Source organism: Pseudomonas sp. 10S4, assembly GCF_034344865.1.
Classification (GTDB): Bacteria; Pseudomonadota; Gammaproteobacteria; order Pseudomonadales; family Pseudomonadaceae; genus Aquipseudomonas.
Window position 1 is genome coordinate 6,663,013 of record NZ_CP133774.1, and the last position, 24,117, is coordinate 6,687,129.

The 24,117-nt window shown below is 56.4% G+C and carries 38 protein-coding genes and 1 pseudogene; 25 read left to right on the forward strand and 14 right to left on the reverse strand.

What is annotated here, in order from left to right:
• Nucleotides 1–43: 43 nt before the first annotated feature.
• From RHM58_RS31160 to RHM58_RS31170, 3 genes are all read right to left on the reverse strand, one after another.
• Nucleotides 44–889, reverse strand: coding sequence for a phage antirepressor KilAC domain-containing protein (locus RHM58_RS31160; RefSeq protein WP_322269080.1), 846 nt, complete (start codon nt 887–889; stop codon nt 44–46).
• 61 nt (nt 890–950) lie between these two features.
• Nucleotides 951–1,418, reverse strand: coding sequence for a YmfL family putative regulatory protein (locus tag RHM58_RS31165; RefSeq protein ID WP_322269081.1), 468 nt, complete (start codon nt 1,416–1,418; stop codon nt 951–953).
• Nucleotides 1,419–1,536: 118 nt separating this feature from the next.
• The gene (locus RHM58_RS31170; protein ID WP_322269082.1) at nt 1,537–1,740 is read right to left on the reverse strand and encodes a Cro/CI family transcriptional regulator; all 204 of its coding nucleotides are present in this window, start codon (nt 1,738–1,740) and stop codon (nt 1,537–1,539) included.
• Nucleotides 1,741–1,846: 106 nt separating this feature from the next.
• On the opposite strand from RHM58_RS31170, the gene RHM58_RS31175 reads away from it, so the two are divergent.
• From RHM58_RS31175 to RHM58_RS31190, 4 genes are all read left to right on the forward strand, one after another.
• Nucleotides 1,847–2,542: a helix-turn-helix domain-containing protein gene (locus tag RHM58_RS31175; RefSeq protein ID WP_322269083.1), complete on the forward strand. Its 696-nt coding sequence runs from the start codon at nt 1,847–1,849 to the stop codon at nt 2,540–2,542.
• A gap of 93 nt (nt 2,543–2,635) precedes the next feature.
• Nucleotides 2,636–3,313: a HipA family kinase gene (locus RHM58_RS31180; RefSeq protein WP_322269084.1), complete on the forward strand. Its 678-nt coding sequence runs from the start codon at nt 2,636–2,638 to the stop codon at nt 3,311–3,313.
• Entirely contained in the window at nt 3,294–4,172 is an 879-nt protein-coding gene (locus RHM58_RS31185; RefSeq protein ID WP_322269085.1) for a hypothetical protein, read from the forward strand. The genes RHM58_RS31180 and RHM58_RS31185 overlap by 20 nt, the downstream gene beginning before the upstream one ends.
• 473 nt (nt 4,173–4,645) lie before the next feature.
• Nucleotides 4,646–5,401, forward strand: a complete 756-nt coding sequence (locus tag RHM58_RS31190) for a hypothetical protein (protein WP_322269086.1) — start codon at nt 4,646–4,648, stop codon at nt 5,399–5,401.
• A 300-nt stretch (nt 5,402–5,701) separates the two neighbouring features.
• Here RHM58_RS31190 and RHM58_RS31195 read toward each other — a convergent pair whose 3' ends face one another.
• Nucleotides 5,702–5,941, reverse strand: coding sequence for a YceK/YidQ family lipoprotein (locus RHM58_RS31195; RefSeq protein ID WP_322269087.1), 240 nt, complete (start codon nt 5,939–5,941; stop codon nt 5,702–5,704).
• Nucleotides 5,942–6,117: 176 nt separating this feature from the next.
• On the opposite strand from RHM58_RS31195, the gene RHM58_RS31200 reads away from it, so the two are divergent.
• From RHM58_RS31200 to RHM58_RS31245, 10 genes are all read left to right on the forward strand, one after another.
• Complete coding sequence (locus RHM58_RS31200; RefSeq protein ID WP_322269088.1) at nt 6,118–6,522, forward strand: hypothetical protein; 405 nt, start codon at nt 6,118–6,120, stop codon at nt 6,520–6,522.
• Entirely contained in the window at nt 6,519–6,710 is a 192-nt protein-coding gene (locus RHM58_RS31205) for a hypothetical protein (protein WP_322269089.1), read from the forward strand. Before RHM58_RS31200 ends, RHM58_RS31205 begins: the two co-directional genes overlap by 4 nt.
• The gene (locus RHM58_RS31210; RefSeq protein WP_322269090.1) at nt 6,707–6,901 is read left to right on the forward strand and encodes a hypothetical protein; all 195 of its coding nucleotides are present in this window, start codon (nt 6,707–6,709) and stop codon (nt 6,899–6,901) included. The genes RHM58_RS31205 and RHM58_RS31210 overlap by 4 nt, the downstream gene beginning before the upstream one ends.
• Nucleotides 6,898–7,269 carry a hypothetical protein gene (locus tag RHM58_RS31215; RefSeq protein ID WP_322269091.1) on the forward strand — a complete coding sequence of 124 codons (372 nt, stop codon included), beginning with the start codon at nt 6,898–6,900 and terminating at the stop codon, nt 7,267–7,269. The genes RHM58_RS31210 and RHM58_RS31215 overlap by 4 nt, the downstream gene beginning before the upstream one ends.
• Before the next feature lie 158 nt (nt 7,270–7,427).
• Nucleotides 7,428–8,549 carry a hypothetical protein gene (locus tag RHM58_RS31220; protein ID WP_322269092.1) on the forward strand — a complete coding sequence of 374 codons (1,122 nt, stop codon included), beginning with the start codon at nt 7,428–7,430 and terminating at the stop codon, nt 8,547–8,549.
• Between the two features lie 55 nt (nt 8,550–8,604).
• Entirely contained in the window at nt 8,605–9,594 is a 990-nt protein-coding gene (locus RHM58_RS31225) for a RecT family recombinase (protein WP_322269093.1), read from the forward strand.
• Nucleotides 9,594–10,256: a lambda exonuclease family protein gene (locus tag RHM58_RS31230; RefSeq protein WP_322269094.1), complete on the forward strand. Its 663-nt coding sequence runs from the start codon at nt 9,594–9,596 to the stop codon at nt 10,254–10,256. Before RHM58_RS31225 ends, RHM58_RS31230 begins: the two co-directional genes overlap by 1 nt.
• A 2-nt stretch (nt 10,257–10,258) precedes the next feature.
• Nucleotides 10,259–10,501, forward strand: coding sequence for a hypothetical protein (locus RHM58_RS31235; RefSeq protein WP_322269095.1), 243 nt, complete (start codon nt 10,259–10,261; stop codon nt 10,499–10,501).
• On the forward strand, nt 10,498–10,959 hold the full coding sequence (locus RHM58_RS31240; protein WP_322269096.1) for a hypothetical protein: 462 nt from the start codon (nt 10,498–10,500) through the stop codon (nt 10,957–10,959). Before RHM58_RS31235 ends, RHM58_RS31240 begins: the two co-directional genes overlap by 4 nt.
• Before the next feature lie 81 nt (nt 10,960–11,040).
• Nucleotides 11,041–11,520: a hypothetical protein gene (locus tag RHM58_RS31245; protein WP_322269097.1), complete on the forward strand. Its 480-nt coding sequence runs from the start codon at nt 11,041–11,043 to the stop codon at nt 11,518–11,520.
• Between the two features lie 44 nt (nt 11,521–11,564).
• Here RHM58_RS31245 and RHM58_RS31250 read toward each other — a convergent pair whose 3' ends face one another.
• Nucleotides 11,565–12,341 carry a DUF2971 domain-containing protein gene (locus RHM58_RS31250; protein ID WP_322269098.1) on the reverse strand — a complete coding sequence of 259 codons (777 nt, stop codon included), beginning with the start codon at nt 12,339–12,341 and terminating at the stop codon, nt 11,565–11,567.
• A 100-nt stretch (nt 12,342–12,441) separates the two neighbouring features.
• Between RHM58_RS31250 and RHM58_RS31255 the strand changes: the two genes are divergently transcribed.
• Both RHM58_RS31255 and RHM58_RS31260 read left to right on the forward strand, forming a co-directional pair.
• Nucleotides 12,442–12,750: a hypothetical protein gene (locus tag RHM58_RS31255; protein ID WP_322269099.1), complete on the forward strand. Its 309-nt coding sequence runs from the start codon at nt 12,442–12,444 to the stop codon at nt 12,748–12,750.
• Between the two features lie 4 nt (nt 12,751–12,754).
• Nucleotides 12,755–13,063: a hypothetical protein gene (locus RHM58_RS31260; protein WP_322269100.1), complete on the forward strand. Its 309-nt coding sequence runs from the start codon at nt 12,755–12,757 to the stop codon at nt 13,061–13,063.
• Between the two features lie 79 nt (nt 13,064–13,142).
• Here RHM58_RS31260 and RHM58_RS31265 read toward each other — a convergent pair whose 3' ends face one another.
• Nucleotides 13,143–13,358 carry a hypothetical protein gene (locus RHM58_RS31265; RefSeq protein WP_322269101.1) on the reverse strand — a complete coding sequence of 72 codons (216 nt, stop codon included), beginning with the start codon at nt 13,356–13,358 and terminating at the stop codon, nt 13,143–13,145.
• A 49-nt stretch (nt 13,359–13,407) separates the two neighbouring features.
• Here RHM58_RS31265 and RHM58_RS31270 point away from each other — a divergent pair.
• Nucleotides 13,408–15,320 (forward strand): annotated as a pseudogene (locus tag RHM58_RS31270) (DNA cytosine methyltransferase).
• 61 nt (nt 15,321–15,381) lie between these two features.
• Here RHM58_RS31270 and RHM58_RS31275 read toward each other — a convergent pair.
• The gene (locus tag RHM58_RS31275) at nt 15,382–15,603 is read right to left on the reverse strand and encodes a hypothetical protein (protein ID WP_322269102.1); all 222 of its coding nucleotides are present in this window, start codon (nt 15,601–15,603) and stop codon (nt 15,382–15,384) included.
• 161 nt (nt 15,604–15,764) lie between these two features.
• A complete protein-coding gene (locus RHM58_RS31280; protein WP_322269103.1) occupies nt 15,765–16,004 on the reverse strand; it encodes a hypothetical protein in 240 nt (79 codons plus the stop codon).
• A gap of 86 nt (nt 16,005–16,090) precedes the next feature.
• Here RHM58_RS31280 and RHM58_RS31285 point away from each other — a divergent pair, with 86 nt between their 5' ends.
• A complete protein-coding gene (locus RHM58_RS31285; RefSeq protein ID WP_322269104.1) occupies nt 16,091–16,798 on the forward strand; it encodes a hypothetical protein in 708 nt (235 codons plus the stop codon).
• Between the two features lie 71 nt (nt 16,799–16,869).
• Here RHM58_RS31285 and RHM58_RS31290 read toward each other — a convergent pair whose 3' ends face one another.
• Nucleotides 16,870–17,061 carry a hypothetical protein gene (locus RHM58_RS31290; RefSeq protein ID WP_322269105.1) on the reverse strand — a complete coding sequence of 64 codons (192 nt, stop codon included), beginning with the start codon at nt 17,059–17,061 and terminating at the stop codon, nt 16,870–16,872.
• Nucleotides 17,062–17,222: 161 nt separating this feature from the next.
• Between RHM58_RS31290 and RHM58_RS31295 the strand changes: the two genes are divergently transcribed.
• The 6 genes from RHM58_RS31295 to pbpG all read left to right on the forward strand — a co-directional run bounded on the left by RHM58_RS31295 (nt 17,223) and on the right by pbpG (nt 21,273).
• Nucleotides 17,223–17,546: a hypothetical protein gene (locus RHM58_RS31295; protein WP_322269106.1), complete on the forward strand. Its 324-nt coding sequence runs from the start codon at nt 17,223–17,225 to the stop codon at nt 17,544–17,546.
• A complete protein-coding gene (locus RHM58_RS31300; protein ID WP_322269107.1) occupies nt 17,543–17,770 on the forward strand; it encodes a hypothetical protein in 228 nt (75 codons plus the stop codon). The genes RHM58_RS31295 and RHM58_RS31300 overlap by 4 nt, the downstream gene beginning before the upstream one ends.
• A 49-nt stretch (nt 17,771–17,819) precedes the next feature.
• The gene (locus RHM58_RS31305; protein ID WP_322269108.1) at nt 17,820–18,296 is read left to right on the forward strand and encodes an SAM-dependent methyltransferase; all 477 of its coding nucleotides are present in this window, start codon (nt 17,820–17,822) and stop codon (nt 18,294–18,296) included.
• A 157-nt stretch (nt 18,297–18,453) separates the two neighbouring features.
• On the forward strand, nt 18,454–18,738 hold the full coding sequence (locus RHM58_RS31310) for a hypothetical protein (protein WP_322269109.1): 285 nt from the start codon (nt 18,454–18,456) through the stop codon (nt 18,736–18,738).
• A 272-nt stretch (nt 18,739–19,010) separates the two neighbouring features.
• Nucleotides 19,011–20,204, forward strand: coding sequence for a tyrosine-type recombinase/integrase (locus RHM58_RS31315; protein ID WP_322269110.1), 1,194 nt, complete (start codon nt 19,011–19,013; stop codon nt 20,202–20,204).
• Nucleotides 20,205–20,334: 130 nt separating this feature from the next.
• Nucleotides 20,335–21,273: a D-alanyl-D-alanine endopeptidase gene (gene pbpG / locus RHM58_RS31320; RefSeq protein ID WP_322269111.1), complete on the forward strand. Its 939-nt coding sequence runs from the start codon at nt 20,335–20,337 to the stop codon at nt 21,271–21,273.
• 54 nt (nt 21,274–21,327) lie between these two features.
• On the opposite strand, the gene RHM58_RS31325 is transcribed toward pbpG, so the two are convergent.
• From RHM58_RS31325 to RHM58_RS31335, 3 genes are all read right to left on the reverse strand, one after another.
• Complete coding sequence (locus tag RHM58_RS31325) at nt 21,328–21,543, reverse strand: hypothetical protein (RefSeq protein WP_322269112.1); 216 nt, start codon at nt 21,541–21,543, stop codon at nt 21,328–21,330.
• A gap of 17 nt (nt 21,544–21,560) precedes the next feature.
• Entirely contained in the window at nt 21,561–21,767 is a 207-nt protein-coding gene (locus RHM58_RS31330) for a DUF6021 family protein (protein ID WP_322269113.1), read from the reverse strand.
• 110 nt (nt 21,768–21,877) lie between these two features.
• Nucleotides 21,878–22,606 carry a peptidase C39 family protein gene (locus RHM58_RS31335; RefSeq protein WP_322269114.1) on the reverse strand — a complete coding sequence of 243 codons (729 nt, stop codon included), beginning with the start codon at nt 22,604–22,606 and terminating at the stop codon, nt 21,878–21,880.
• A 167-nt stretch (nt 22,607–22,773) separates the two neighbouring features.
• Between RHM58_RS31335 and RHM58_RS31340 the strand changes: the two genes are divergently transcribed.
• Nucleotides 22,774–22,944 (forward strand): hypothetical protein, encoded by a 171-nt coding sequence (locus RHM58_RS31340; protein ID WP_201204730.1) that lies wholly within the window; start codon nt 22,774–22,776, stop codon nt 22,942–22,944.
• A 68-nt stretch (nt 22,945–23,012) separates the two neighbouring features.
• On the opposite strand, the gene RHM58_RS31345 is transcribed toward RHM58_RS31340, so the two are convergent.
• Both RHM58_RS31345 and RHM58_RS31350 read right to left on the reverse strand, forming a co-directional pair.
• The gene (locus RHM58_RS31345) at nt 23,013–23,762 is read right to left on the reverse strand and encodes a TerC family protein (protein ID WP_322269115.1); all 750 of its coding nucleotides are present in this window, start codon (nt 23,760–23,762) and stop codon (nt 23,013–23,015) included.
• Between the two features lie 29 nt (nt 23,763–23,791).
• Complete coding sequence (locus RHM58_RS31350) at nt 23,792–24,034, reverse strand: hypothetical protein (RefSeq protein WP_322269116.1); 243 nt, start codon at nt 24,032–24,034, stop codon at nt 23,792–23,794.
• Nucleotides 24,035–24,117 lie beyond the last annotated feature (83 nt).

The following is a 24,117-nucleotide window of genomic DNA, read 5'->3' on the forward strand; positions in this document are numbered from 1 at the left end:
GCCGTGTCGTAACTCTCGACAGCACGAAGGTGTTCAGTGTCGATCACAGAGGACCTCCGAGAAGATCGGCGTCACGGCGCGCCCAGAGAGCCTGAAGCTTCGTCAGCCCCTTACCGGTTACTCGTGGAGTGGACACGGTGGTCTTGCCATTCTCTGGATGCTCGAAGGTGCTGAGCTTCGCAGTGAGGTAGCCGGACTCAATCGGGCCCTGCATCGGTTCGTTTTTGCGGATGGTGACCCAGCGGCGCTGACGCAGAAACGCCATTAGACGATTCTGGCCAGTGCCGATCAGTTTCGCGGCCTCGGCCACCGAGTAGGTTTCGTGCGTCACAGTGACAGCGTCGAAGAAAGCCGTCTTTGGTGCGTCGGCGGCGACCTTTTGCTCAAGCATCAGGTTTTCGTGGGAAAGCTCAGTGTTGTCCGCTTCCAGCGCGACGACCTTCTTCACGTTGTCGGTGAGCAAGGCCAGCAAGGTGCGTGGGTCATTGAGAGCGGCGGCGTAGTCGAAGGCTGGCTTGGCGTGAACCAGACGCCAGAAGTCTTTAACGAGGCGCTTCTTGAATTCGCGAACAATCGCGCTGTTGCGCATATAGGTAAGGATCAGCGTCGACTGCTGCTCGTTGAGGAGAGCGAATTCTGTGGGGCGCCCTCCTGTACTTTCGGATTTGAAATCCAGAAGTCCGAACTCTTGAAGATCGGACTGGTAGGTACGGGCCAGCTTGATAACGCTGGCGTGATCCACTTCACAGCCTGCGGCGATGGCGAGAGTGGTTGTGACCGCCTCACCATCTACAAGGCTAACGATTTCGGTACGCGACACGTTTTCGAAATTAACAAAACGTGTCGCGACATTGGTCTGGGTATTGACGGGGATAGATTGTGTATTCATTATTACCTCGCTGATGTAGCAATGAGCCAGGCCACGAACCTGGCTTTTTTGTGCCTGTGATTTAGGCGCGGGCTTTGTGCAACTCTATTACCGCCCCGACAGCCTCAAGGCTGGCCGACATGTACTTGGCATGCAGGGCGCGAATCTTTTGGGCTTCGCTCGCGTCGATCTCGCCGTCTTGCAGCGCAGAAGCCACCATCTGATCCAGGGCGCCACGCTGGGCAGATGCAGCCAGCGAGCGCTGGTACAGATCGACGTTGTCCAACTCCCCCGCTTCCGGGATCTTCACGAACACACCGCCATACATTGCGCAGATGTAGTCCGGTAGATGCTCGGTCTTCGTTTCGCTTTCCAGCACGAAGATCTCTGCGTCACTCAGCGGCTTGCATCCGGCCGTTTCGTAAATCTGGTTTTCCAGTCGTTTGTCCTTGATGCCGAGGCGAGCCGCTGCGCAGTCCATCCCGCCAGGGAAAGCGTTGGACACCGCCGCCATTACTTGGCGGCGGGTCTCTAGCACGGTGGTTTTCATGTCCTAGTTTTTCCTTGAGTCGTTTGCGTTCAAGATTGCTTCGTCGCCTCTACAGGCATTGCGCTTGCCTGACCTAGGCGACCTCCCTTTCAGCCCCGCTTGGAGCTGATGATAAGATTTAGGCGGCCGTTCTTTTGGCGGACTGAACCGGAAATGGGCGAAGCTCTTCGGCGGTGTACTTCCCGTCTTCATGTTCAATTACATATACGACACGACCGACGCGAATCGCCTTGTTTAAGGCTCCTTGGGACATGCCGAGCAGCACTGCTGTCTTGGTCTGGCCGTTGGCTTCTGCGAATTGAGATAGCGGGATTCGGCTCATAGCCAGAACTCCAGTGGTTCACTTAAGGGCAGGTTATCTCCACGGGAGATACTTTGCAACTCCACTGGAGATGGCGACGTATCGCCATTGGGAATATTCTTGAAAAATGAGCACAGAAAGACGCGATCTAGAGGACTGGGAAAAGCAGGAGTGCGCAGCACTCAAGGCTGCCTTGGCCGAACATAATGCGGGGCTGCCGAAGGGCAGGAAGCTGACGCAGGAAGAAATTGCTCATCAGGTTGGCATGAGTCAGGGCACGCTGGGCAGTCATCTAAATGGCCATAGACCGGTAACTCAAAAGCTAGCGGTTGCTATGGCGAAGCTTCTTGACGTTCCGATATCGAAGTTCAGTAAAAGGCTGGCCGGACAGATAGCGGATATGGCCTCCGCGGTTGGCGAGGCGCCAAATTCTGATTCATTGATTACTTGCGAAACAAGCGAAGAAGCAAATCCAGAGACCCCTTCGACTCAAACAATTAAGGACAGGCATAAAGATCCGCGAGAGGTGATCATGGCCTTGTTCTTAATTGCCACGAAAGCATCGATTACCGGACTAACTGAAGCGCATGCGAAGAGAATCCTCGCTATCAGAGATGAGATGGTCCACCCGCGAACCCAAACCTATAGCGCCCTTCCGACCGGTCTTGATGGAATCGCCGCAGCGGCCTTCAAAATTTCCGAGGAAGGCGGATTTTCAGATGATCTCTTCTCGATGCTTGAGCACGGGTTGAGCAAACATAGCCACAAGGAACAGGCAAAAAAAGATGTCCGCCCAAAGAAGTCTCGTACCGAGCGAAATTGAGCTCGGCCTATTTTTGACGGGGAAACGTGTTGAGGATCCGGCGGTCTGCGGACAACATCCTCTTTTTACGGCATCGTCCAACTTAAGGGCCAGATGCGGTACAACGCCTACGTGAAAATGATCCCCGCCAGGCTTGTCTATGCCGAGGTGCTCGCATCGCTTCTCGGTCGGGCGCTCGGCTTGCCAGTCCCGCTTACAATTCCGGTTTACGCGAAGGGGCAAACTGTTGGCATAACAGCCGCACATGTGCTCTGTGTAGCTAGCCTTGACTGCGGAGCGGCTCCAATCGGAAGGATTGCAAGACTGGATGACGTTAACGATCTGCTCACAAAGTGGACGCATATCAGGACAGCAATTGTCTTTGACGAGTTGATAGCCAATGCCGATAGGAATCTCAAGAACATCCTATTAGGAGCTGATGGCAAGATCTGGCTTATCGATCACGAAGAAGCCCTACGCGATCCCCTGACAACTGCACACAGGCAGATACAGAACTATCTCTTGAAGAGGCTATCTGAAGATTTGAGTCAGTTTGAGCTGCGGCGCACAGCGCAGAGGCTTAAGGAGGAGTCGCTGGGCTTTGTAGACATAGACATCTCTGCTGAAGCGCTCAATGGCATGCCTACGGCGTGTCAGGTTACAGGCGCACACATGGATGCCGTGGTACAGTTTCTCACTGACCGAATTCAGCACATGCCGAAGCTTCTCGAGAGCGGCTTAGGCCTCAGTCAAACACATTTAGATCTGAACTATGACCGTCCACGCGCCTAACATTGAAGGAATTCCAGATTTCCCCGCCTTCGAAGCACAGTGGGCGCCGATCTATCTGGAACCTATAGTCGAATCAGGTGAACGCCTGACCATTGGCGTGGTTGCGGGCTCCGAAGGGCAAGTATCCGGCAGCCTGACGATCACCGACAAAGCCCTCCAGTGCCTGTACGGTGAATCCGCCTCTGGCATGAAAGCCATGATGGAGCTCGCTCTCAAGAAGGCTTTGGTTTACGCAAAAAAAGGTTTTGTTCAAGGCTACTCATCCGGGATTCATGGCGTTGTCCTAGGTAAAGCACGCGAAGGCATAGGCTATGATCTGGAAGATATAATTTCCCAAGGGATAGATCTCTGTTCAAGCCTCAGCCTGATCCACAATGAGGATATCAAGACTAGCCATGACAGATCCTCGTACTGGAAGCGCGTTCAAAAGGCGATGGAGCGCGTAGACAAGAGCCTTGTGCCACATTTCAATGTACCCGTCGATGTGACAATTCGCGGTTCGAGATTGGCCTTGCAATGTGACTACTTCTCCTCTCGAATTGCCGTTAACGTCTGTGCTTTTTCGGGAAACTATCGCCTCGCACAGCTATTCGATGCTGCCACTTCGAAGGTGTTCAGGCTTGAACAGCTTAAAGATCATGACGCTCTTATTCGTCACGATCACAAGGCCGCCATGATGCTCGTTGTTCCTCAGGATGCAGTGATTGATCAGTTGAAGCCGGTGGCAATGAGGACTTACAAAGAGAGGATCCTCATGCTGGAGGACATGGCAGACAAAAAAGATTTTGATCTTGTCATGGTCCGCAGTGCGTTCGAAGGTGCCAAGCAGATACAAAGACTGGAAAAATCAGCAGCCTAGCCAGATAAGCACCTCTCCTAAAGCCCGCCAATGAGCGGGTTTTTTATCGCCTGCAATAATTATTATCTCCATTGGAGTTGACATGAATATTTCCATGGGAGATATTTACTACATCGCAGCGACACACAGCCACTGCGAAGGGCCTCAAGAGACCCGCCGCTCTTTAACAGTCAGGAATCTTCGCGGATCGATCCCCGGCAACGGGAACAGCGCGAAACACAAACTTCGATCTCCACGCAGGCTCTGGAACCTGCCGGACTCCCCTTATGGGAGGACGCCAAACCATGCAAGCCAGCCGACGAATAACACCGAACACGAAATGTGTAACGCCGGCCAGGTGGGGAAACCGCGGCGACGAGTATGGGACGGAATGAACTACCGAGGATTTCTCGGTGGTTCGAAAACAGATTTCACTGGCTGGCCTTGGCGACAGGGCCAGACGGGAAATCAACCGATCAAACACGGAGCATCAAATGAGCGAACAAACACTTCAATCGCTGCTCGCCGAGCGCGTCACTGCTTTTGCAAACAGCGAGAAGCCAGTCGAAATCATCGACGAGCACGTCAAGAAGATGTTCACCAGCGTGATCGACAACTGTTTTGGTCGTTACGGCGATATGAGCAAACAGGTTGAAGAGGCAATCAAGGCAGCGTTGCCAGCCAACTTGGCTACGGTCTTCGAGCTGACCCGCTACAACGACATGATTGCCAAAGCGCTGAAAGAGAAGTGGGAAGCCAGCGGTGTAGAGGCCGACATGGTCCGTCGCGCCCAGGAAGCCATCGACGAAGTGCTCACCAAGGATCAGATGCCCGAAGTGGTCAGCCTGCAGGACCTTCTCGAAGCCTTCATTGATGAGCACAAGGAAAGCGCAGCAGAAGAGCACTGGGAACGGCCGGACATTCGTTTTCAAGAATCCGAATACGGAGGCATGCACATCTACTTCGACAAGAAGCCAAAAGAGGAATCGCCTTACAGCAGCCGCGAACGCAGCGAGTACAACCTGGATAACGCGATCCACATCTCTTTCGATAAGCGCGGAAATGACCGGGACGATAAAGGCCGTCAGATCGGCAGCGTCTACGCCGCCCGCATCGACGGCGAAAAGATCGGTCAGACCCTGCGTTTCAGATCGAAGTTCGAGAAGCTGCTCGCCGCACTCTACTTCGGCGCCTCCAAGATTCTGGTGGACTGCGAAGAAGACGATTTCAGCTACGGCATTTACGACTGACCCCAGCGCCACGTCAGCCTGACGATAACTGCCCGAGCACCTGGTACTCCCTAGCACCAGGACGCATTGGAGTGTGATCTGGTCCAGACCCATTTTGCCCGGCCTATGTTGGGCATCGCCTTGCAGTGGCGACCAGATCACACCCCGATGCGGACGAATCCCCGGCTTATACCGGCCACCTGCATCAACCTGGGAATCAACACGGCGGTGAAAGTCCGCGCCGGAGACGTAACCGGAACCGCACAGGCGAGTCTGGGGGCATAGTCGGCCCCGGGCAACAGCGGGCCCCTGCAGCTCACATCAGCGCTCGCATTTGCTTAGTAACTCAAAAGGAAGAAACACCGTATCCACAACAGCAGAAAGCGGTAAATCAATCACTAAAAAAGGCACAAAACCCAGGCGCGGCGAGTCCTCCGTCAACACTCCCCAATCAAATCGGGTCCCAATGTAAGGGCAACCTTCGTAATTTGCTCGATGATACAAGGCAGCACACCCGCTTGAGCAAGCGATCAAGACCAGCAATATCAGCCTCTTAAGCACGTAACGTCCTTATTTCTTCCATGTGTGCTGTGTAGACGCAGCCGCAAGAAGTTAGTCACCCCTCCCCTCCGACACCACTCGCATGCGACTTCCCACGGCGCCCTCCGGCTGCTAGCCGTGCTGAGAGGTCGCAGCCGAGTTTTGTTGGATCAACACCCGCCACTTTGGAGCAGACCATGTCAGCACTGCGCAAGCCAATCCCCGAAGACGACTTTCTCGAAACTCAGGCCGGTCAGGATTGGCTGGCTGAGTCTGTGAATGACCTGTTGAGTCGGCGCGATGTGGAGGCGCCAAACCCGGTTGGCCGAAGCGTTGTTCTGGTCAATGCCGACCAATTGCCTGAGGCCCTGGCAGATCACATGGCTGCGCAACGTGACCCAGACCATTGCATCGAAAAGATCTTGATCGAGCTGGTCAAGCGAGCGGACGACAGCTTACTGCATCGCTGGGCGGTCCGCGCAGTCGGCGGCGACCCGCTCACTGTCCGCTCCATGGCGGTCGGCCTGATCGCAGAGCATGCCAACGAGTACCGCGACGCAAAACGTGAGAGCGATCGGCTCGAACAGGAATGCGGGTTTTGAGCCCTCATATTCTGATCGACCAAGCCCTCGACGGCGTGGCCGAACCAGTTGGTCAGGAGGACATCAGCCTCCTGGTGCAATCACTCATCACCCGCCTATTCACCGATGGGGCGATCACCACTGAAGAGTTCAACCACTACTGCAAGCGACTGCGCGACATCTGTCTGCGGCGCAAGGAGACGGCATGAGTACGGCACCGGTTAAATCACTGATCGACGAGCAGCTCGATGAGATCGAATCAAAGCTGGTTCTGCTGGGTTTCGGTCTTCCCTTCAATGAGGTGATCGGCAAGTCCCGCGAAGCCCTGGTCGCCAACCTGCCGCGTCGTCTTGCGGCGACCATGAAGGGCGGCCGGATCGCGGTGAGGGTTCGGTCGTGAGCTTTTTCGAAGACAGCGTGGCTGACGGAAGCCACTGTATGAGCTGTTGCGGCTTCATCGGCGAAGATATTGGCTACCCGCGTTGCTGTCGGAATTGTGGCGGCGAAGGAAGCGAGCCAAACCCCGTGGGACACAAAAAACGCATGAAAGCCGAAGCAATGGCCCGCTTCGATACCTGGCTGACCAAGACCGGGCTTGCCTACAAGAAACACAACAACGGCTTCCACGTTGTACTGAAGCTTCCTGATGGTCGAATGATCGACTGCTGGCCAAGCACGAAAAAGTGGCTGCTTCGAGGTCAGCGTATTAGTCGTGACGGCAAGGCGCTTCATGAGCTGGTGCTGCGGCAATTGAGGCCGTGGTCATGACCTCCTACCAGCGCGCCAAGCGCTTTTGGTTCTGGCGCGGCTCAGCCATCGCCCTGCTCTTCTTCACTGCCTGGATGCTGGCAAGCGCCTATTCCGGCCAGATCACTCAATAACCCTCACACCTTTCAAGGCTGCGCACCGCGCGGCAAGGAACTGTCATGTCCGCAAAACAAGCACTCGCGCAAGACTCGCTCGAAATGGGCGAAGCTGAAGCCGCACAAAACTCCGTTGTCCCTTCGGTTGCCGTCACCGATATCGCGGAATACCGGCCGCACGAGGAGCAGATCGTTCGCCTGGAAACTACTTACGCGAAGCTGGTCGTTGACTGCTCGACCAGCGAAGGCTTGGCGAATGCGAAGGAAGTTCGCGTCGATATCCGCGACGTGCGCTACGCCCTGGCAAACACCACCAAGACCGCGCTTGTTCCGTATCAGCAGAAGGTCAAGGATGCCCAGGGTCGCGTCAACCAGGTTAAGGAGTTCGGCGAGGCGTTAAAGGATCGCGTGTTGGCGATTGAAGCGCCGGTCGACGAAGCAATTAAGGCCGAAGAGAAGCGCGTAGCAGACGCCAAGGCCGAGCGCGAGCGTGTCGAGGCTGAACGTGTCGAAACCATCCGGGCAAAGATCACCCGCTTCAGCTCTGTCGCCGCTGCCTATGCGAGCCGAAGCGCTGCCGATATCGCCGACATCCTGCAAGGCGTGAAGCTATCGGTGATCCTCCCCGAGGAATATGCCGAGTTCGAAGCTGAAGGCACCATCGCTCGCGACAACGCCATTGAGCAGTTGGAAACACTGCACAAGTCTGCCGTTGAGCGAGAAGAAGCGGCCGCCAAGTTGCTGGCCCAGCAGAAAGAACTCGACGAACTGCGCGAGAAGCAACGCATTGCCGACGCCGAAGCCGAGGATCTGCGCAAGCAGCGTGCCGAAGAAGACCGCCTGCGTTTGAAGAAGCAGCAGGACGATCTGGACCAGCAGCGCCGCGACATGGAAGCGCAGCAACGCCAGCAGCGCGAACGCGACGCCCAGTATCAACGTGACCAGGAAGAGCTTATTCGCCTGCGCGCCCAGGCTGCCGCGCCGGCCACGGTCACTCCAGTGGCTGCTCCAATAGTCGAAGAGAAGGCCGAAGTCACGCCGATCACAACGCATGCAGCAGCTGCTGAAACCGACGACGTTACTACAGCCGCCCCATTGGTTGACGACATCGTCGAGATTGTCGCTCTGGGCTTCGATGTGAGTATCGATACCGCTCGCGCCTGGCTTCGCGCCATCCGCTTCTAACTCCCCTCTTTCCATCTAAAGGCCGACCAACTCCTGGCCGGCCACGGAGAGCGCAATGACCGATTCAGACACCCAAGCACAAACCGGCCTCGCCACGTACCACGATCCATCGCACAACGCGGCAGCGCTCATTCTCGACCCTGGCACCATGAAGTCGATGAGCGACCTCGCGCTGATGATGTCGAAAGGCGTGACAGCGGTCCCCAAGCATCTGAGGGGCAATCAAGCTGACTGCATGGCGGTGGTGCTACAGGCAATGCAGTGGCAGATGAACCCTTTCGCTGTCGCCCAGAAGACGTTCATCGTCAACGGCGGCGCATTGAGCTACGAGGCGCAGCTCGTCAATGCAGTCATCACCGCCAAGGCGCCAGTCAAGGGCCGCTTGAACTTCGAGTGGTTCGGTGCCTGGGAAAACGTCATCGGGAAAATGCGTGAAGTCACCAGCCGGTCCAAGAAGGACGAGGACACTGGCGAATTTAAGAAGTATCGCGTTCCCGGCTGGAGCTTTGACGACGAGAAAGGTCTCGGGATCAAGGTCTGGGCAACCTTCAAAGGCGAAGACGAGCCGCGCGTTCTGGAACTTCTGCTCACCCAGGTCCGCACGCGGAACTCTACGCTTTGGGCAGAAGACCCCAAGCAGCAGATAGCCTACCTGGTGACCAAAAAATGGGCGCGACTCTTCTGCCCTGACGTCATCCTCGGCGTCTATACACCCGATGAGTTCGAAGACTCGTACGGCGGTGAAATCGATATCACCCCTGCGAAGCAGGCTTCAAACATTGCTGCCGCTGCTGACGTGTCGTTCGGCCCTAAATCCCCATCGCCGGAAATAGACGGAGTATTCGCGGATCTTCTGGTCGTCGCGAAGCAACAGGACATCGACGCCTATGCCGCAGCCTGGGCAGGCCTCAAGCCTAAACAGCGCGCAGCCATCGGCCTTGAATGCCACGAAGCGCTCAAGAACATGGCGGCGACCGTTGATGCCGACTTCACCGATATGAACCGCACCAGCGACGACCTGAATCAGGCTGAGGAAGCGGCATAGTGAGAACGGAACTTCAAGGCACTGAAAAGTGGAATGCAGACCGATCTGGCCGAGTAACCGCCAGCCGGTTTAAAGACGTTCTGGCCTGGGGTAAGTCCGACAAAAATGGCAAGCGCGAGCCGATGCAAGCGCGTACCTCCTACATGCGCGAACTGTGCTTCGAGCGACTGGCAAAGAAGTCGAAACACAACGTCAGCAGTGCTTCCATGAAGTTGGGCCACACCGAAGAGCAGAAGGCGCAGGACGCCTACGAGATGTTGACCGGCAACATCGTCGTACCGTCCGCGTTCATTGTCCACCCGAAGTACGACTGGCTCGGCTGCTCGCCAGACGGCCTGATCAACGATGACGGGGGCACCGAGTCGAAGTGCCCTTTCAACGAGGCGATTCACGTCAGAACTTGGCTCGAAGGCATGCCCGAGGAACACATGCCGCAGGTCCAGGGCTGCATGTTCGTTACGGGCCGGAAATGGTGGGACTTTCTGTCGTTCGATTCTCGCCAAGATGAAGAGTGCCAGCTCTACATCGAGACGATTCACCGCGACGAAGACTACATCGCCAACCTGCACAAAGAGCTGGTCCAGTTCAACCTGGAACTGAATCGCATGGTTGATGAAGTCGCGGACAAAGCCAGGGCGCAAGCCCATAGATTAGGAGCCTGAGCATGATCAGCCTCAACCTCAACGCAGTTCGAGTGAAACAAACCGAGTCTGATCGAATCGCTGCTGCGATGGCTGATTTCTGGACGCGGCCCGGCGGCACCTTCAAAGAGTTGCCGCCGGTTCGAATGGAGCCCAAGCCGGCGCGACGGGAATGGGTAGACCCTGGAACGGTACTCAAGCGGCGGCCAAAGCCGATATCGGCCGCCGACCGCAAGGCTCTACGCAAAATGGCGGACTCGCTATGAGCAAGCGCAAACCGCACAACCTCAAAGCCCGCATAGACCGATCATGTAGATCGCTGCTGGCCACCAACCACGTCGCAGTGGTGAACATCGACCCCAGTGGTCGCCAGGGCATGATCAACTACAAGTCGCTGAAGAACATCGCTCCCGGGAAGATTGGTCAAGCCGTGTGTGGCATCCCTCACCGCTGGACGATATACCTCAGCGCTCTCTGTATCGATGCCCGCGGTGACCGCTACAGCAAGTCAATTGAGGTGGCGCCGGACGGCGTTTACCTCTCCGACCACCTCGAAGAGGTAATCGAGCATTGCTACAAGCAACTGCGCGACTCGGCCAATCAAAGCCAGATGGTGGCTTCTGGCTGGATCGCTATTCCTGAAGCGATATCGCTCGACGAGGCTCACGCAGCGCGGATTTTTGAAGCGGTCGGTGCCTGGAATCAGCGGAAGGTCGCGGCATGAGGCGAATCAATAAGTTGGTCAGCGCTCGGCGCAGGTCTGTATGGCTGGCATTGCCGGCCAGTGGCATAGAAGAGGTTGTCCATGGCGGCGGATGGAAAAGCGCGATCAGCAAAGGCAGCGCTGAAGCGGCAAGCGATGAGGGAGGTGGAGTTGCGGCACACGGTCCGCTGCGGCATCAAGCAGATGCTGAGCGACCTCATGTGCTGGAACGATATTAGCGAGATGGGCGAGGCTTTACAGCTGCTGATCCTGAATGCAGTCCCTGAAAGCGCCTTGTTATATCGAAACACCGATATCCCACTGATGCCCGCCGAGATGATTCGGCACCACGCACGGCAAGGGATTCAGGACCGGCTTGATGATCTGGCTGGGCGGATGTTCGGAGCCAGTCACAAGCATGTGATCGAGCTACTGATTCTGTGCGCTCACGACGCCGGGCCGGAAGGCTCCGTCGGCTACCTGCAAATTCCGCGACACGAAATCACGATCAATGAAAACGTGTCGCGGAAATTGAAACTTGCCTGCGACCGCGAATCCCTTCGAATTTGCAGCGACGAATGAACAAGTGCTAGGAAGAGTATCAATCAAATTAAACCAACCCATAGTCATGATCGAAACGGAATATGTGAAGCAACAACCGGAATGTCAGCCAAGTCTAATGATATGAGCAGTGCTTCAAGGGACCTCTCTGACATTTCTTGATTTGGTGTTGGCCCCACATGAACAGCCTTAATTGCTTTTATATCGAATTTCTTTTTAACGTACGGTACTAGATAATCAGATTTAGCCCTGAAGCTAACATCAGAATTTAGTTCTTCCGGTGAAACAGCTCTAACCTCTTGCTCCTCTCCAAAATGCGCATTTTTGAATTTTGCTGCCTCTACCAGCAACCGCCCATACTCAGCCAATCCATTGGGCCCAATCGAACCATCCGCCGAGATGTCACTGGCAATTTTCTCTAACACATCGTTTCCAAGCAGATGGGCAGCGGCAGACTTCTCATCCTTGGTATAAACACAATCATATAGATCGAATCCGTCACTTAGAACTGATCTATCTAGCTCAATCGCGAACCTACCGTATGCACGCCATTGACTAAGAGAGTTCCCCGAGCAACTAAATGAACAACTAAATAAAGCATATCCAGAATCTTGAATTGCTGCCGAATCTTGAAATTGACTATTAATGAAATCAAACGCCCTATTTTTTGAAGCGTCTGGATACCCAACCAGCTCATAGATTTCCAGCCAGCTCACTATCTCAGCCAAGCCCGTTTTAAGCTCTTCTTTGTCATTCATAAAATTTATATGCGTAAACCAAAACTCTCTATTGGTAAGAATTGATTGAATCGCATGAATGTCCGTGTAATGGAAAAGCGACATTGAACCCCCGTGACAATGACGATAGTAAATGCAGCTACACATACCCCACTTCTACGAATCACGCCAGCCGGCGAGGCAGGCGTCTGCCTGGAGATACCCCGTGAGCATTCCCGCAAATGCTTTGAGCGACGAAGAGTGCCTGCACTACGCCGCGCTTGATCCGGCGGCCGCCGCCGAACTTACCCGACGCCTGACATCGCAGAGCATCGACCCAAGCGCCGAGCGTGAAGAGTTGCGCGAGGACATCCGGCGCCTCGAAAGCCAGGTTGATGACGACGCCGACGAACTGAACACCCTGCAGGACGATGCCGCAGAGGCCCGCACCTGGATCAAGCGAGCCATGGACCCGGACGACCGGGAGCTTTCACTGAATGCGCTTCTGCAAAAAGCACTCGACTGCCTGGAGTAAAGCCATGAGCACTTTCGCCGTATTTGGAATGAGTGAGAACTGGGCTCGCGAAGAGGCCCGGGAACAAACAAGCACCCACAAGACAGAAAATGGAAAGCGGCTCGAGCGGACAATCCCGGAATGGGAAGCAGCGGTAGAGGCCTATGTGGCGAAGATCATGGCCGGCAAGAAGTGCGTCCGGCTTTCTCCTATGTTCGACGCCCCCAGTACGCCCAGCAGTTCATGGATATGGCGCGCCGCAGTATCACCTGCCGCGACCTGCGCATCAGGACGAAAGCAGTTCTGGTCGATGCCAAGGGCAAGCCGATCATGAACGCAAAGACCAGTGTGCCGAAGGTTGGGTTCGCGGATTGGATTCCTGAGCGGTCGCACGCAGCCTAACCCGCACGCACTTATCTCGCAGACGACTCCGAAAATCGGTCGATCGCTTTCCTGTAGTTCGCCAGCTCAATGATCTGCCTCAGGCAAATGACCACCTCAAGCTTCTGCTTATCGTCGGGAATCCCGATTCGCTTGAGCATCAATCGAGCGTCTTCCTCGATCGCCTCGAGTGCATCGATATCACTTTGCAATCTCATGTCGGCCTCCAGCCAGGATGAGTTCGACATAAACAAATACTCCAACTAACTGAATCACGCCAGCCGGCGAGGATGCCTTATGTCCGCACACCAGAAGAAACCCCAGTTCATCCATGGCCAGCAGAGCATAGGCCTGCCGTTCGAAAAAGAGCTGGTGGTTGACTTGTTCGCCGGTGGCGGTGGCGCCAGCACCGGTATTGCCCGGGCGTACCGCGAGCCGGATGTCGCGGTGAACCACAATCCCATCGCCTTGGCTGTGCACCGCGCCAATCACCCGAATACAGCGCACTACGTGGCAGATGTATTCGAAGTTGACCCTGTGCTTGCCACCGGTGGCCAGCCCGTTGGCATTCTCTGGGCTTCGCCGGACTGCCGCCACCACAGCAAGGCAAAGGGCGGAGCACCTCGCGATCGCGGAGTACGCGGCCTGGCCTGGGTTGTTGTGCGTTGGGCACACGCTACCCGGCCGCGCCTGATGTTCCTGGAGAACGTCGAGGAGTTTTGCGACTGGGGTCCGATCGACGAGGAAGGCCAGCCAATCAAGGCTGAGCGAGGCCGAACCTTCAAGTCGTTCATTGCAGCGCTTAGTAATGGGTTGCCCGCAGACCACCCGGACATGCCGGAGATTCTCGAGTCGATCGGCGAGTACGTGCCTGTCGAAAGCCTGGTACGTGGTCTGGGCTACAACGTCGAGTGGCGCGAGCGCATCGCGGCCAATGCCGGGGCTCCGACCATCCGCAAGCGCCTCTACCTGGTGGCGCGCAGTGACGGCAAACCAATCATCTGGCCCGCTGCGAAACGCCACAAAACGCCGACGGCGAAACAGCAACCTTGGCGTACCGCCGCCGAGTGCATCGACTGGAGCAACCTGGGGCGCACGATCTTCCGCGAAAAGCCGATGGCGGTGAACACCATGCGTCGCGTGGCCAAGGGTTGCTGGCGCCATGTGCTAACCAGCCTGAAGCCGTTCATTGTCCCGATGCGCGGAACATCAGCAGCACACACCAGCACTCACGGCGTGGACGAATCGCTATCGACCATCAGCGCCAGCGGCACCACCACGCTCTGGTTCAGCCGGTCGCCGCGCCATTCCTCACCGAGTGCGCCAATGGCTCGGCGCAACGCAACTTCAGCGCGGTCGAGCCGCTGCGCACTCAGGTAGCGCAGGTCAAAGGTGGGCACTTTGCGTTGGCAGCCTGCCACTTGACTCACCTCACGCACCACGGGGAGCGCAGCGGGTATTCGCCGGATGATGCTTTCCGCACGGTGACCGGCGCCAACAGGGGCGAGCAAGCCCTTGTCGCTGCGAACATGGTCACGTTGCGAAAAGGATCGGTCGGAGCTGACGTAGCCAACCCGCTTGGCGTGGTCGCTACCAGCACCGGGCACCATGCTGTATCGGCGGCCTTCTTCGAGCAGGCGAACGGCGGGTTCTACGACGGTGATGGCCGCGTCGCAGACTCGCCGCTCTCGACCATATGCCAGTCCGGCGCCAACCAGCGGCTGGTGAATGCCTACCTGGTGAAGTACTACGGAAACGAGAAGGACGGTATTTCGCTCACCGAGCCGATGCACACCCTGCCGACAAAGGATCGAGTTGCGCTGGTTGAGGTTGTGCAGGTGCCGGATACGCTCACGCCGGAACAAATGGAAGGTGCTCGCCGCTGCGCTGCCTTCATGCATGAGCACTTGCCCGAGCACTTCAAGGACGCGGCCGAGATGGTCATGGTCGGCGGCTATGTGCTTGTGGATATCACTCTGCGCATGCTGCAACCGCCTGAGCTGAAGGCTGCGCAAGGCTTCAACAAGGATTACATCATCGATCGCGGCCTATTCGTCGACCCGGTGACCGGCGCCGAAGAGTGGCGCGCGATCAACAAGACGGACCAGGTCCGGCTGATTGGCAACAGCGTCTGTCCGGATGAAGCCGAAGCGCTAGTCGCGGCCAACGCTGCCGACATCATCGAGCTTTACCAGCGCCTCGCGGCCTGATCAGTCAAGCGAGAAAGACCGGACCGAATTACCAGGGTCGCTCTGAAACGTGGCAATTGCGTCAGCGCGGCACCGACCAAGACTTACCAAGCGCCATCCGATGATCACCGCCAACTCGAAGGCGAGAAAGAATGCTTTTAGGTGCTGACAAGGAAAAGAACACCCAATGGCCAGAACCATCTGTCATTGGTTCGTTGTCAGCGACATACAGCGCAATCTCGCTCTTAAGCATATTGAGGGCTTCAGACAGTTCAGCCTGAGTCAGTTTCCGATACTCGCTCATCAGATCACTCCTTGATCCGGCTCCATGCCGGCCTTCAAGCAATAGCTCACAAACTAAAAATCCGCCACCGCCCGGGCATGACCCGACATAGGACACCCCATGCCCACAGAAAAGCGCATCTACCTCAGCGGTCCAATGACCGGCCTGCCCGACCTCCCCGCCTAAGCGTGGATCAGTCGACTTGCCTGGTGATGATCAATTGTGGGGATAAATCCATAACGCTTTTGATGCTCAAGCCATGTTCTTACCAGTTCCTCATCAAAGCGCCAATCGCGAACTTTCATCAGCATGAGCGCCGTGCTGGTGATTCGATAGTGACCGCATTTCTGACAGACTCTTTCTTCGTAATCATCGCCAACATCGGCTTCGATCGCTGGCTCGCCACAAATAAAGCATGTCATGAATTTCCCCTTTCGAATGGTCGTCGAACTGTAGCTGATTCTTTGAACCTATTCACCGACCGGGCATGACCCGGTAAGGACGCCCCATGCCCACAGAAAACAAATCGGTCGAGCCCAACTTTGACCTGAACACGCCAGATGGCGGACGCGGTTACATCGACAACCTGTTCAAAACCGTGCTGAAGCGTCACGACTACCGCCAGTACATCAATGAGCGGCTGGCCGGTGACTTTGCGTGCACGCTGGCGCAGCACTTGGAGAGCGTCAAAGCTCGCGAGCAAGCCCTGCAACTGCAACTGAACGCAGCGGATCAGCGGATTGATGAGCGGGCAGCCAAGCACCATAGCGAGGATCCGCTCGGGATGGTCGAGCCCGTGCCGATCATCAGCTTTCCGCGAGAGCTAAGCGATGATCTTGCCGAGCTGATAGCCGGAAAGGCCCGGGTCTGCGGTGGTGGTGCATTCGATATCTGGGAGGCAATTTGCGACCAGTTCGGAACGCCTGCCGCTCAGCGGCAAGACGAGCCTGTGGTTGATGAGGCCGAGCGACAAAAGCTGATCGCGTACGGTCGCAGCTGCGGACTCGATGAGGCGTCGACGATGTGCAGTCGCATGGCCTACAACATCTACTACCCGGCCGGTTCCCGCTTCAAGTACTTCGTGCCGAAGATGCAGGGGCAGTTGGGAGATCTGCTGATCAAGGCAGCGAACGCGATCGCTTCGTTGCCCGGCGGGCCATACGACCGCTTCAAGGCAAGCCAGCAGAAGAAAGCCGAAAAGTCAGCCGCAGCCTAATAGGAGTACATCTGTAACTCCCTCCCCCTTCAAAGTCAGCCGCTATAACGACGTCACGGCAAATTAGACACTCAGATAGCAGGCGGGAGGTTGTTAAAGGCATCCCAGCATTTATAGGCGTCGTGCTGCCTCTTGTTTGCAGCATCCCACTCGGGACCTGAAACGCACCCAGATGAAACCAGCATCATCATCCCCATGGTGGCAGCATCAAGCTCTAATAGAAGCTGGTGAGACTCAAATCTGAAGTCGTCTATAGAAGCCATTGCCATTCTCCTGGGCGGAACTCACCGCCATTGAGAAACAGCCGCTCCTCGGACGGTGGAGTACGAAAACGCCAGTTAATTCATCACATCTGACCACTGGTGCGCTTCAAACCTAACCCTCCTCCTTCAAAGTCAGCCGCCATAGCGGCAAAGGAACAGTCATGCCTGAAGAAACCGTTTTGATTCAACGATTGCCCGTGCAGCGCGACGATTGCGGACTTTGGACACACCCGGCCTGGCCTGACGATGGCGAAGAAAGCGCCATCCTGAAGAGCTGGTTTGCTGAGCACTGCCTTGAATTTTCCCTGATCGAGCTGGAAAGCGACGGGCCCGAGGAAATGGTCACGGAATACTTCGAGCAAGGCCTCGTCAACTGCACCGCCTGGGAACCGACCATGCCGCCTGGCAACGGCTGGTTCATCTTCTCGATCCACGACACTGATGACGGTCCGATCTGCGTTTGGGTCCGGCGGGTGGCGCCATGACGGTATTCATCATGGAGTATCGGAAGATTGGCTACACGCTTGCCGATGGCGTTCATCCAAACCCAAACCGTGGGAAGCGACGATTCAATGTCGACTCAAAGGATATCGGGACTGAGGACGTCAACGTGGTGTTGGTTGCCGCTAGCGCCCTGGAAAACACGCCGGACGGCTACAAGCTGTTTTCAGTTCGGGACCGTGACGCAGGTGTTGAGGTGAAGCCATGATCGCCCTCGCCTGGTTCGCCTACGTGTACTGCTACAAGGGGCTGCGGTGATGAGCGCCGCGGTAAAAATCCTCGACCCATGCAGCGCCAGCCGGATGATGTGGTTCGACAAGCAGGACCAGCGCACGCTGTTCGGCGATATCCGCGATGAGGAGCACGTCCTTTGTGATGGCAGGGTATTGAGGGTTGAGCCGAACGTCATCATGGACTTTCGCTCACTACCCTTCGAAGACGGCACTTTCAAGCTGGTCGTCTTCGATCCGCCGCATCTGACCCGGGCCGGGGTTGATAGCTGGATGCACGCCAAGTACGGCGTGCTGACCGCAGACTGGCGTGACGATATCGCCAAGGGATTCGCCGAATGCTTTCGCGTGTTGGCCACCGATGGAATCTTGATATTCAAATGGGCCGAAGCTCAGGTTCTGGTCAGCGAGCTGCTTGCGCTCACCGATCAAAAGCCCCTGTTTGGACACAAGTCCGGCAAGCGAGAAAAGACGCACTGGATCACGTTCATGAAGCGTGAATAGAAACCGCCCCATCAGCCACCAAAACGAACCGTAGTTTCGGTAACTGATGAGACGCAAGATTCAACAATAGCTCACTTGCTCAACTCGCAACGCCCCCTCATCTGATTTTCCTCTTCCACCTACCAGCCTGCCGGTGAACGGCGGGCGAGGAATCCTCATGACCAAAGATCAGCTCCCGGCACTGGCAGCGGCAGTTTCACGTGCCATCGAAGCTGGCAAGGCCGCCGCGGAAGCAGCTCTGGATGACGGAGGCAGCGCAAACCTTGATCGCGTTTACATCCGCGTCGGCCTCCTCCGCGAAGGCACCATGGATAAGGCAGGCATTACGGGATGGATGCAGGCCGCCAGTACCTACCACGCCCGGGCATTTCACCTCAGCCCCCTTTCGCTGGCCAAGGCAACCGGCGTTATGCCGGCGTGCAGGCCATGTACAAATCCCTGAAGGCCGAAGGCGTCGAGTGCGGCGTCTGGTACCAAATGGATTAACGAATAACCACCTTCTACCGCTACGCGCGGCATGGAGACAGCTATGTCCGAGAAAGAAGAAACACCCGAAACGTACCCCTTCGACAAAGTGCCAGAAGAACGCATGGCCATGTTGCTCGAAACCACAAAGCGAGCCCTTGAAGGAAAACGGGCGCGCGGAATTATCCCCGAAGGGGTGTGGAACAAGATTGACGGTCGGGTTTTTTATAGCATCAGGAGATATGAAGCATGGCAAGAAAGCCAATGGGAATGCCCGCAGGAGTTGAGCTTGCAGGCCAGTCCGTTCGCATCCGGTTTACGTGGAACGGCGAAAGACGCTGCGAAACTCTCACCCATCCCCAGACGCCAAAGGGGATCAAGGCGGCCGCAGATCTACGCGATAACGTAATCAGCCTGGCCAAGCATGGAGTTCTGGACGAAAAGCGGTACGCCGAGATATTCCCGAACTCCAGCTACTTGATGCAGGCCACAGGCCTGACGTTCGCCCAGTACGCCCAGACATGGATCAATAGCCTGGAGATCGTTCCGGGCACACGCCGCAACTACAAGGGCTCGATCAACATCTATTGGATACCGGCATTGGCTACCGTGCCAATGACAGTAATCACGCCGATGTTGCTGAAAAGGATCATTGGGGAAACACAGTGGGAGAGCCCGACAATCAAGCGGACGGCCATCTCGCGGATCAGCGCCTTGTTCAAGGCGGCGGTGCGGGATGAGGTGATTGAGCGAAACCCGGCGACAGCTATCAAGCTGCCGGGCCGAACTAAAAAGCCAATTGACCCGTTCACTGTCGACGAAGCCGACGTCATCATCAAGTGGATGTACGCTAACTTCACGGCCAAGGCAGTGCAGATCTATGCGCCCTATTTCGAGTTCGCTTTCTATTGCGGGATGCGGACGGGAGAGCTCAGGGCTCTTCGTTGGGATGAGATCGATCTGGAGAAGCGCGTAGCGCATGTTTGCCGGATCGTCGTAGACGGGGTGATCGAGGAGCGGACGAAGACCAAATATGCCCGCAAGGTCATGCTCAACAGCCGAGCCATGCATGCACTGACTGAAGCGAGAAAGATTGCTGATGCCCGACTGACGCAGCTCCATCGCAAACGCAAGGAGTCGCCCTATGTGTTTCCGCCGTCGGGCGGATCGGAGTTCATCCTTTCATCGTCAACTCCGGGCGGACACTTCGCCAAGGCCTTGGAAGCCTTGAAGATAAAGCCCCGCAGCCAATATAACTGCCGTCATACGTGCGCTACGATGTGCCTTATGGCGGGCATGAATCCCGCGTTCATCGCAGGGCAGCTTGGGCATAGCGTTCAGGTGCTATTGTCGACATACGCTCGCTGGCTGAGCTCCACTACCGACTGGTCAGAAGTCGGGAAGTTGGAAAACCAGATTGGTACAAAATTGGTACAACATTAAATATCTTTCACTTTCTGGCCTTTGTTTACAGGCGCCTATCGTTTTCCTGGCACATACTCCTAAAATGCGTCGCTTTTTAAGAAATAGCCCGTTACAAAAACGGCATATCCACCCTTATGAGTTCGCCCGCGTGAAAATCCGTCTTTCCATCCTGAGCCTATTTTTTGCATTTACAGGGACTGTTATCACGCCAATGTCCGATGCTGCGGAGACCACCGCAGCACCCCGAGACGCCTCACAATTGAAGATTGCTTCCGGCAGCGCTTTGCTGATGGATTTGCAGACCAATAAAATCATTTATTCCAACAACCCGGACGTGGTTGTACCGATCGCCTCGGTCAGCAAGCTGATGACCGGCCTGGTGGTGGTTGAAGCCCATCAGAACATGGAGGAATACATCAACGTCGATATCAGCCACACACCGGAAATGAAAGGTGTGTTCTCCCGGGTCAAGCTCAACAGCGAGCTGCCACGCAAGAAGATGCTGCTGATCGCCCTGATGTCCTCAGAAAACCGCGCCGCCGCTACCCTCGCCCACCACTACCCGGGCGGTTACGTCGCGTTTATTGCGGCAATGAACGCCAAGGCCAAGGCATTGGGCATGAGCAGCACTCACTTCGTCGAACCGACCGGGCTTTCCCCGCGTAACGTCTCGACGGCCCGCGACCTGAGCAAATTGCTGATCGCCGCCCGTAAGTATCCGTTGCTGACCGAACTGACTACCACCAAGGAAACGACTGTCTCGTTCCGTAAACCCAACTACACCTTGGGCTTCCACAACACCGATCATTTGGTGAACAAGGCCAACTGGGATATCAAAATCACCAAGACCGGCTTCACCAACGACGCTGGCCACTGCCTGGTATTGGTCACCACCATGGCCAATCGCCCGGTTGCCCTGGTGATCCTCGATGCGTTCGGCAAGTACACGCACTTTGCCGATGCCACGCGGATCCGTAGCTGGGTCGAAACCGGCAAGAGCAATAACGCGCCGTCGGTTGCCTTGCAGTACAAAGCTGCGAAGAACCTGAAACACCGTCAAAGCGGTGTGGTTGAAGCGTCAAAGTAATCCGCGACAACCAAAACAAAGCCCCGAATATTCGGGGCTTTTTTTCGTCCAGCGTTAATCGTTAGGCAACGGCATCTGGTCGTCATCCGGAATGCCATCCCCGGCACTCGGGTCTCTGTGGCCATGGGGATGCTCCGTCGACACCACCATTGGGCGCGCCATGGGATCCCTTAACGGACTGTCCGGATCCATCACCGGGTCCATATCGTCTTCGGGAGTCGTCGGGACGCTGGCCGGACGTTTGTCGTCAAAACTCGAATCGGTAGACATAAACACCTCACTGTACGTCAGGGTTTGAGATCGGCGAGCGGATCGTAAGGCTTCGCCGGTTTCTTATCGTCCTCGCCCGGCGCCACATCCTTCGGCGCTCTGGCAGGCCCGACAGGATCGACCTGAGGATCGGCGAGGTCCGGCGAATCGGGATCGAAGTCCAACTCATGGCCGGACGAATGCTCGGATGAGTGAGGGCCGCTTGGGGAAGTGGGCTGAGACATAGAAGCCTCCTTGGGGCTGACCCGCAAAACATCCGGGCCTTATCCATAAGAGGCCCAGGGCACACGACGGTGCCCTGGAGGTGACGAACGGAGCTACATGACCAACAGAGCTACTGAGCCTTCAATGCCTTGGCCGCCCGCGCAGCCGCCTGCTCCTGGCCGGCCTGACCCAAATCGCTTGCCGCCTTGAGCCAGCGTTGCTCATCGACCTTGGCCGGAATCTGGTTTGGCTTCTGGATCAAAACAGCCCAGCCGCCAGCGTCCTTGAAGGACGACTCAAATGAACTGAAGCTCATCAGCAACCGATGGTTCATCCCCGAACGCAACAACACCGTCTGCTTATGACGGTTGTACCCGGCAAGGATGGCGTACCGCGGCTCGGCCCAGAACGCCGAGCCCTCAGTGAAACGCACCATCACCGGATAACCGGCCGCGACCTGGGTCAATAGCGCAGGCAGATTGCTGTCGACGGGATAGACCACCATGCCGTACTCGCGGGCCAGATTCTGCATGTTCTGCTGCAACTGCGCCTCGGCGCCCGGCAAATGCAGGGGCTTTTCGAGCAACCCTGGCGTAATCACGACACCTTGCTGGGACAGCAGGCTGGCCAGGACTTGTGGCCCGCTTTCATTGGCCTTGCCCCGGTAGAACGTACCGCTGAGCTCCACACGTTCCGGCAGACGCTTGACCTCAGGCGCCACGCTACCGGCGCAACCCGCCAGCCCGGCCACGCAGCCCATTACCAGTACCGCAGCTCGAATTCGAGAAAATACCCGCACCATCATCACTCTCTTGTTCAGACGCCAGGCAACCGTACTCCCGGCTTGGCTGTTGATCATAGGATGCCGCGCCGCAGCGGTATAGCCTTAAGCGGTAGTCGTTTGCTTTCGATAGAGCGAACGGGTTGGTGACAGGAGACCTTTGGTCAATAGCCTGAAACATGGCAGCGACTAGACTGTCATTTGAATAGCGTGTACGCCCGCAGCAGGGCAAAGAGGAGGCACCGATGAGCCTGACATTGACAATCGTAATGCTGATATCCGGCTGGCTGACCGTCGCCGCCGCCATGTTGTGGGGAGTACTGCGCATTACCCGACGTCACTATCATCACCCGGTGCAATCGGCGCCCGCGGCGAAAGCCGACCAACCAGCGACACGTCCCGCCACCGCGCACTAAGGACAGCCGAACAAAAACGGCCGCCTGGGCTCTTTCGAGCACAGGCGGCCGTTTCTTTTCAGCGCCGGTTAAGCTTCAGCAGTCAGTCGCTTCTGCTTTGCCCGCCGGGACATCATGTTCAGCCCCTCAATCGTTGCCGAGAATGCCATGGCAGCGTAGACGTAGCCTTTCGGTACGTGGGCGCCGAAGCCTTCGGCGATCAGCGTCATGCCGATCATGATCAGGAAGCCCAGAGCCAGCATTACCACGGTCGGGTTGTCGTTGATGAACTTGGCCAGCGGGTCAGCAGCCAACAACATCACCAGCACCGACACCACCACCGCGATGATCATGATCGGCAAATGCTCAGTCATGCCGACGGCAGTGATGATGCTGTCGATGGAAAACACCATGTCCAGCATCAGGATCTGACCAATCGCCGCCGCAAAGCCCAGGCTCACGCCAGAGGTGGCCGACTTCGGATCTTCCGGCGCCGGGTCCATGCTGTGATGGATCTCGGTGGTTGCCTTCCACAACAGGAACAGGCCACCGGCGATCAGGATGATGTCCTTCCAGGAGAACACCTGGCCGAGGATATCGATAACCGGCTCAGTCAACTGCACGATGAAAGCGATGGTGCTCAACAGCGCCAGTCGCAGGATCAGTGCCATGCCGATACCGATACGCCGCGCCTTCTGGCGGTGCTGCATCGGCAACTTGTTGGTCAGGATCGAGATGAAAATCAGGTTATCGATGCCGAGCACGATCTCCATGACGATCAACGTGGCCAGGGCGACCCAGGCGGTGGGGCTTGCAGCAAGTTCTAAAAGGTATTCCATGGGTCAGTCCTGACTCGTTTTAAGACGGTTTAGATTTCCTGGGACGAAGATTCGGTTTTTCCCGATTCTTTCTCCGGTTGTTCTTTCTTGCCAATCAACCCGCCGGAGGCATCGCTGATCGCTTGCTCTGCGGCTTTATGCGTATCGTCGATGGCCTGCTTGGCGGTTTCGGCGGCTTTGCCCATCAGTTGCTGGGCACTCTTTTCTGCCTGGTCGCAACCGGCCAATACCAGTAAAGACGTGATCAACAGCGCCGTAGCGGTAAGTTTCATGGGGCTTTCCTCGATAGAACGGACAAGCGCGAAAAGGCGCGCTGTCGATAGCGAGGCATTCTAGGGAGACAAACACTTCAGGA

Coding starts and splice junctions, on each gene's coding strand:
- RHM58_RS31300 (WP_322269107.1), top strand. CDS start 17,543: ATGACGGTATTCATCATGGAGTATCGGAAGATTGGCTACACGCTTGCC.
- RHM58_RS31260 (WP_322269100.1), top strand. CDS start 12,755: ATGAGCACTTTCGCCGTATTTGGAATGAGTGAGAACTGGGCTCGCGAA.
- RHM58_RS31160 (WP_322269080.1), bottom strand. CDS start 889: ATGAATACACAATCTATCCCCGTCAATACCCAGACCAATGTCGCGACA.
- RHM58_RS31225 (WP_322269093.1), top strand. CDS start 8,605: ATGACCGATTCAGACACCCAAGCACAAACCGGCCTCGCCACGTACCAC.
- RHM58_RS31315 (WP_322269110.1), top strand. CDS start 19,011: ATGGCAAGAAAGCCAATGGGAATGCCCGCAGGAGTTGAGCTTGCAGGC.
- RHM58_RS31265 (WP_322269101.1), bottom strand. CDS start 13,358: ATGTCGAACTCATCCTGGCTGGAGGCCGACATGAGATTGCAAAGTGAT.
- RHM58_RS31280 (WP_322269103.1), bottom strand. CDS start 16,004: ATGACATGCTTTATTTGTGGCGAGCCAGCGATCGAAGCCGATGTTGGC.
- RHM58_RS31170 (WP_322269082.1), bottom strand. CDS start 1,740: ATGAGCCGAATCCCGCTATCTCAATTCGCAGAAGCCAACGGCCAGACC.
- RHM58_RS31245 (WP_322269097.1), top strand. CDS start 11,041: ATGGCGGCGGATGGAAAAGCGCGATCAGCAAAGGCAGCGCTGAAGCGG.
- RHM58_RS31290 (WP_322269105.1), bottom strand. CDS start 17,061: ATGGCTTCTATAGACGACTTCAGATTTGAGTCTCACCAGCTTCTATTA.
- RHM58_RS31340 (WP_201204730.1), top strand. CDS start 22,774: ATGAGCCTGACATTGACAATCGTAATGCTGATATCCGGCTGGCTGACC.
- RHM58_RS31185 (WP_322269085.1), top strand. CDS start 3,294: ATGACCGTCCACGCGCCTAACATTGAAGGAATTCCAGATTTCCCCGCC.
- RHM58_RS31325 (WP_322269112.1), bottom strand. CDS start 21,543: ATGTCTACCGATTCGAGTTTTGACGACAAACGTCCGGCCAGCGTCCCG.
- RHM58_RS31350 (WP_322269116.1), bottom strand. CDS start 24,034: ATGAAACTTACCGCTACGGCGCTGTTGATCACGTCTTTACTGGTATTG.
- RHM58_RS31180 (WP_322269084.1), top strand. CDS start 2,636: ATGCGGTACAACGCCTACGTGAAAATGATCCCCGCCAGGCTTGTCTAT.
- RHM58_RS31200 (WP_322269088.1), top strand. CDS start 6,118: ATGTCAGCACTGCGCAAGCCAATCCCCGAAGACGACTTTCTCGAAACT.
- RHM58_RS31250 (WP_322269098.1), bottom strand. CDS start 12,341: ATGTCGCTTTTCCATTACACGGACATTCATGCGATTCAATCAATTCTT.
- RHM58_RS31175 (WP_322269083.1), top strand. CDS start 1,847: ATGAGCACAGAAAGACGCGATCTAGAGGACTGGGAAAAGCAGGAGTGC.
- RHM58_RS31295 (WP_322269106.1), top strand. CDS start 17,223: ATGCCTGAAGAAACCGTTTTGATTCAACGATTGCCCGTGCAGCGCGAC.
- RHM58_RS31235 (WP_322269095.1), top strand. CDS start 10,259: ATGATCAGCCTCAACCTCAACGCAGTTCGAGTGAAACAAACCGAGTCT.
- RHM58_RS31345 (WP_322269115.1), bottom strand. CDS start 23,762: ATGGAATACCTTTTAGAACTTGCTGCAAGCCCCACCGCCTGGGTCGCC.
- RHM58_RS31285 (WP_322269104.1), top strand. CDS start 16,091: ATGCCCACAGAAAACAAATCGGTCGAGCCCAACTTTGACCTGAACACG.
- RHM58_RS31220 (WP_322269092.1), top strand. CDS start 7,428: ATGTCCGCAAAACAAGCACTCGCGCAAGACTCGCTCGAAATGGGCGAA.
- RHM58_RS31240 (WP_322269096.1), top strand. CDS start 10,498: ATGAGCAAGCGCAAACCGCACAACCTCAAAGCCCGCATAGACCGATCA.
- RHM58_RS31305 (WP_322269108.1), top strand. CDS start 17,820: ATGAGCGCCGCGGTAAAAATCCTCGACCCATGCAGCGCCAGCCGGATG.
- RHM58_RS31275 (WP_322269102.1), bottom strand. CDS start 15,603: ATGAGCGAGTATCGGAAACTGACTCAGGCTGAACTGTCTGAAGCCCTC.
- RHM58_RS31310 (WP_322269109.1), top strand. CDS start 18,454: ATGACCAAAGATCAGCTCCCGGCACTGGCAGCGGCAGTTTCACGTGCC.
- RHM58_RS31165 (WP_322269081.1), bottom strand. CDS start 1,418: ATGAAAACCACCGTGCTAGAGACCCGCCGCCAAGTAATGGCGGCGGTG.
- RHM58_RS31335 (WP_322269114.1), bottom strand. CDS start 22,606: ATGATCAACAGCCAAGCCGGGAGTACGGTTGCCTGGCGTCTGAACAAG.
- RHM58_RS31210 (WP_322269090.1), top strand. CDS start 6,707: ATGAGTACGGCACCGGTTAAATCACTGATCGACGAGCAGCTCGATGAG.
- RHM58_RS31330 (WP_322269113.1), bottom strand. CDS start 21,767: ATGTCTCAGCCCACTTCCCCAAGCGGCCCTCACTCATCCGAGCATTCG.
- RHM58_RS31190 (WP_322269086.1), top strand. CDS start 4,646: ATGAGCGAACAAACACTTCAATCGCTGCTCGCCGAGCGCGTCACTGCT.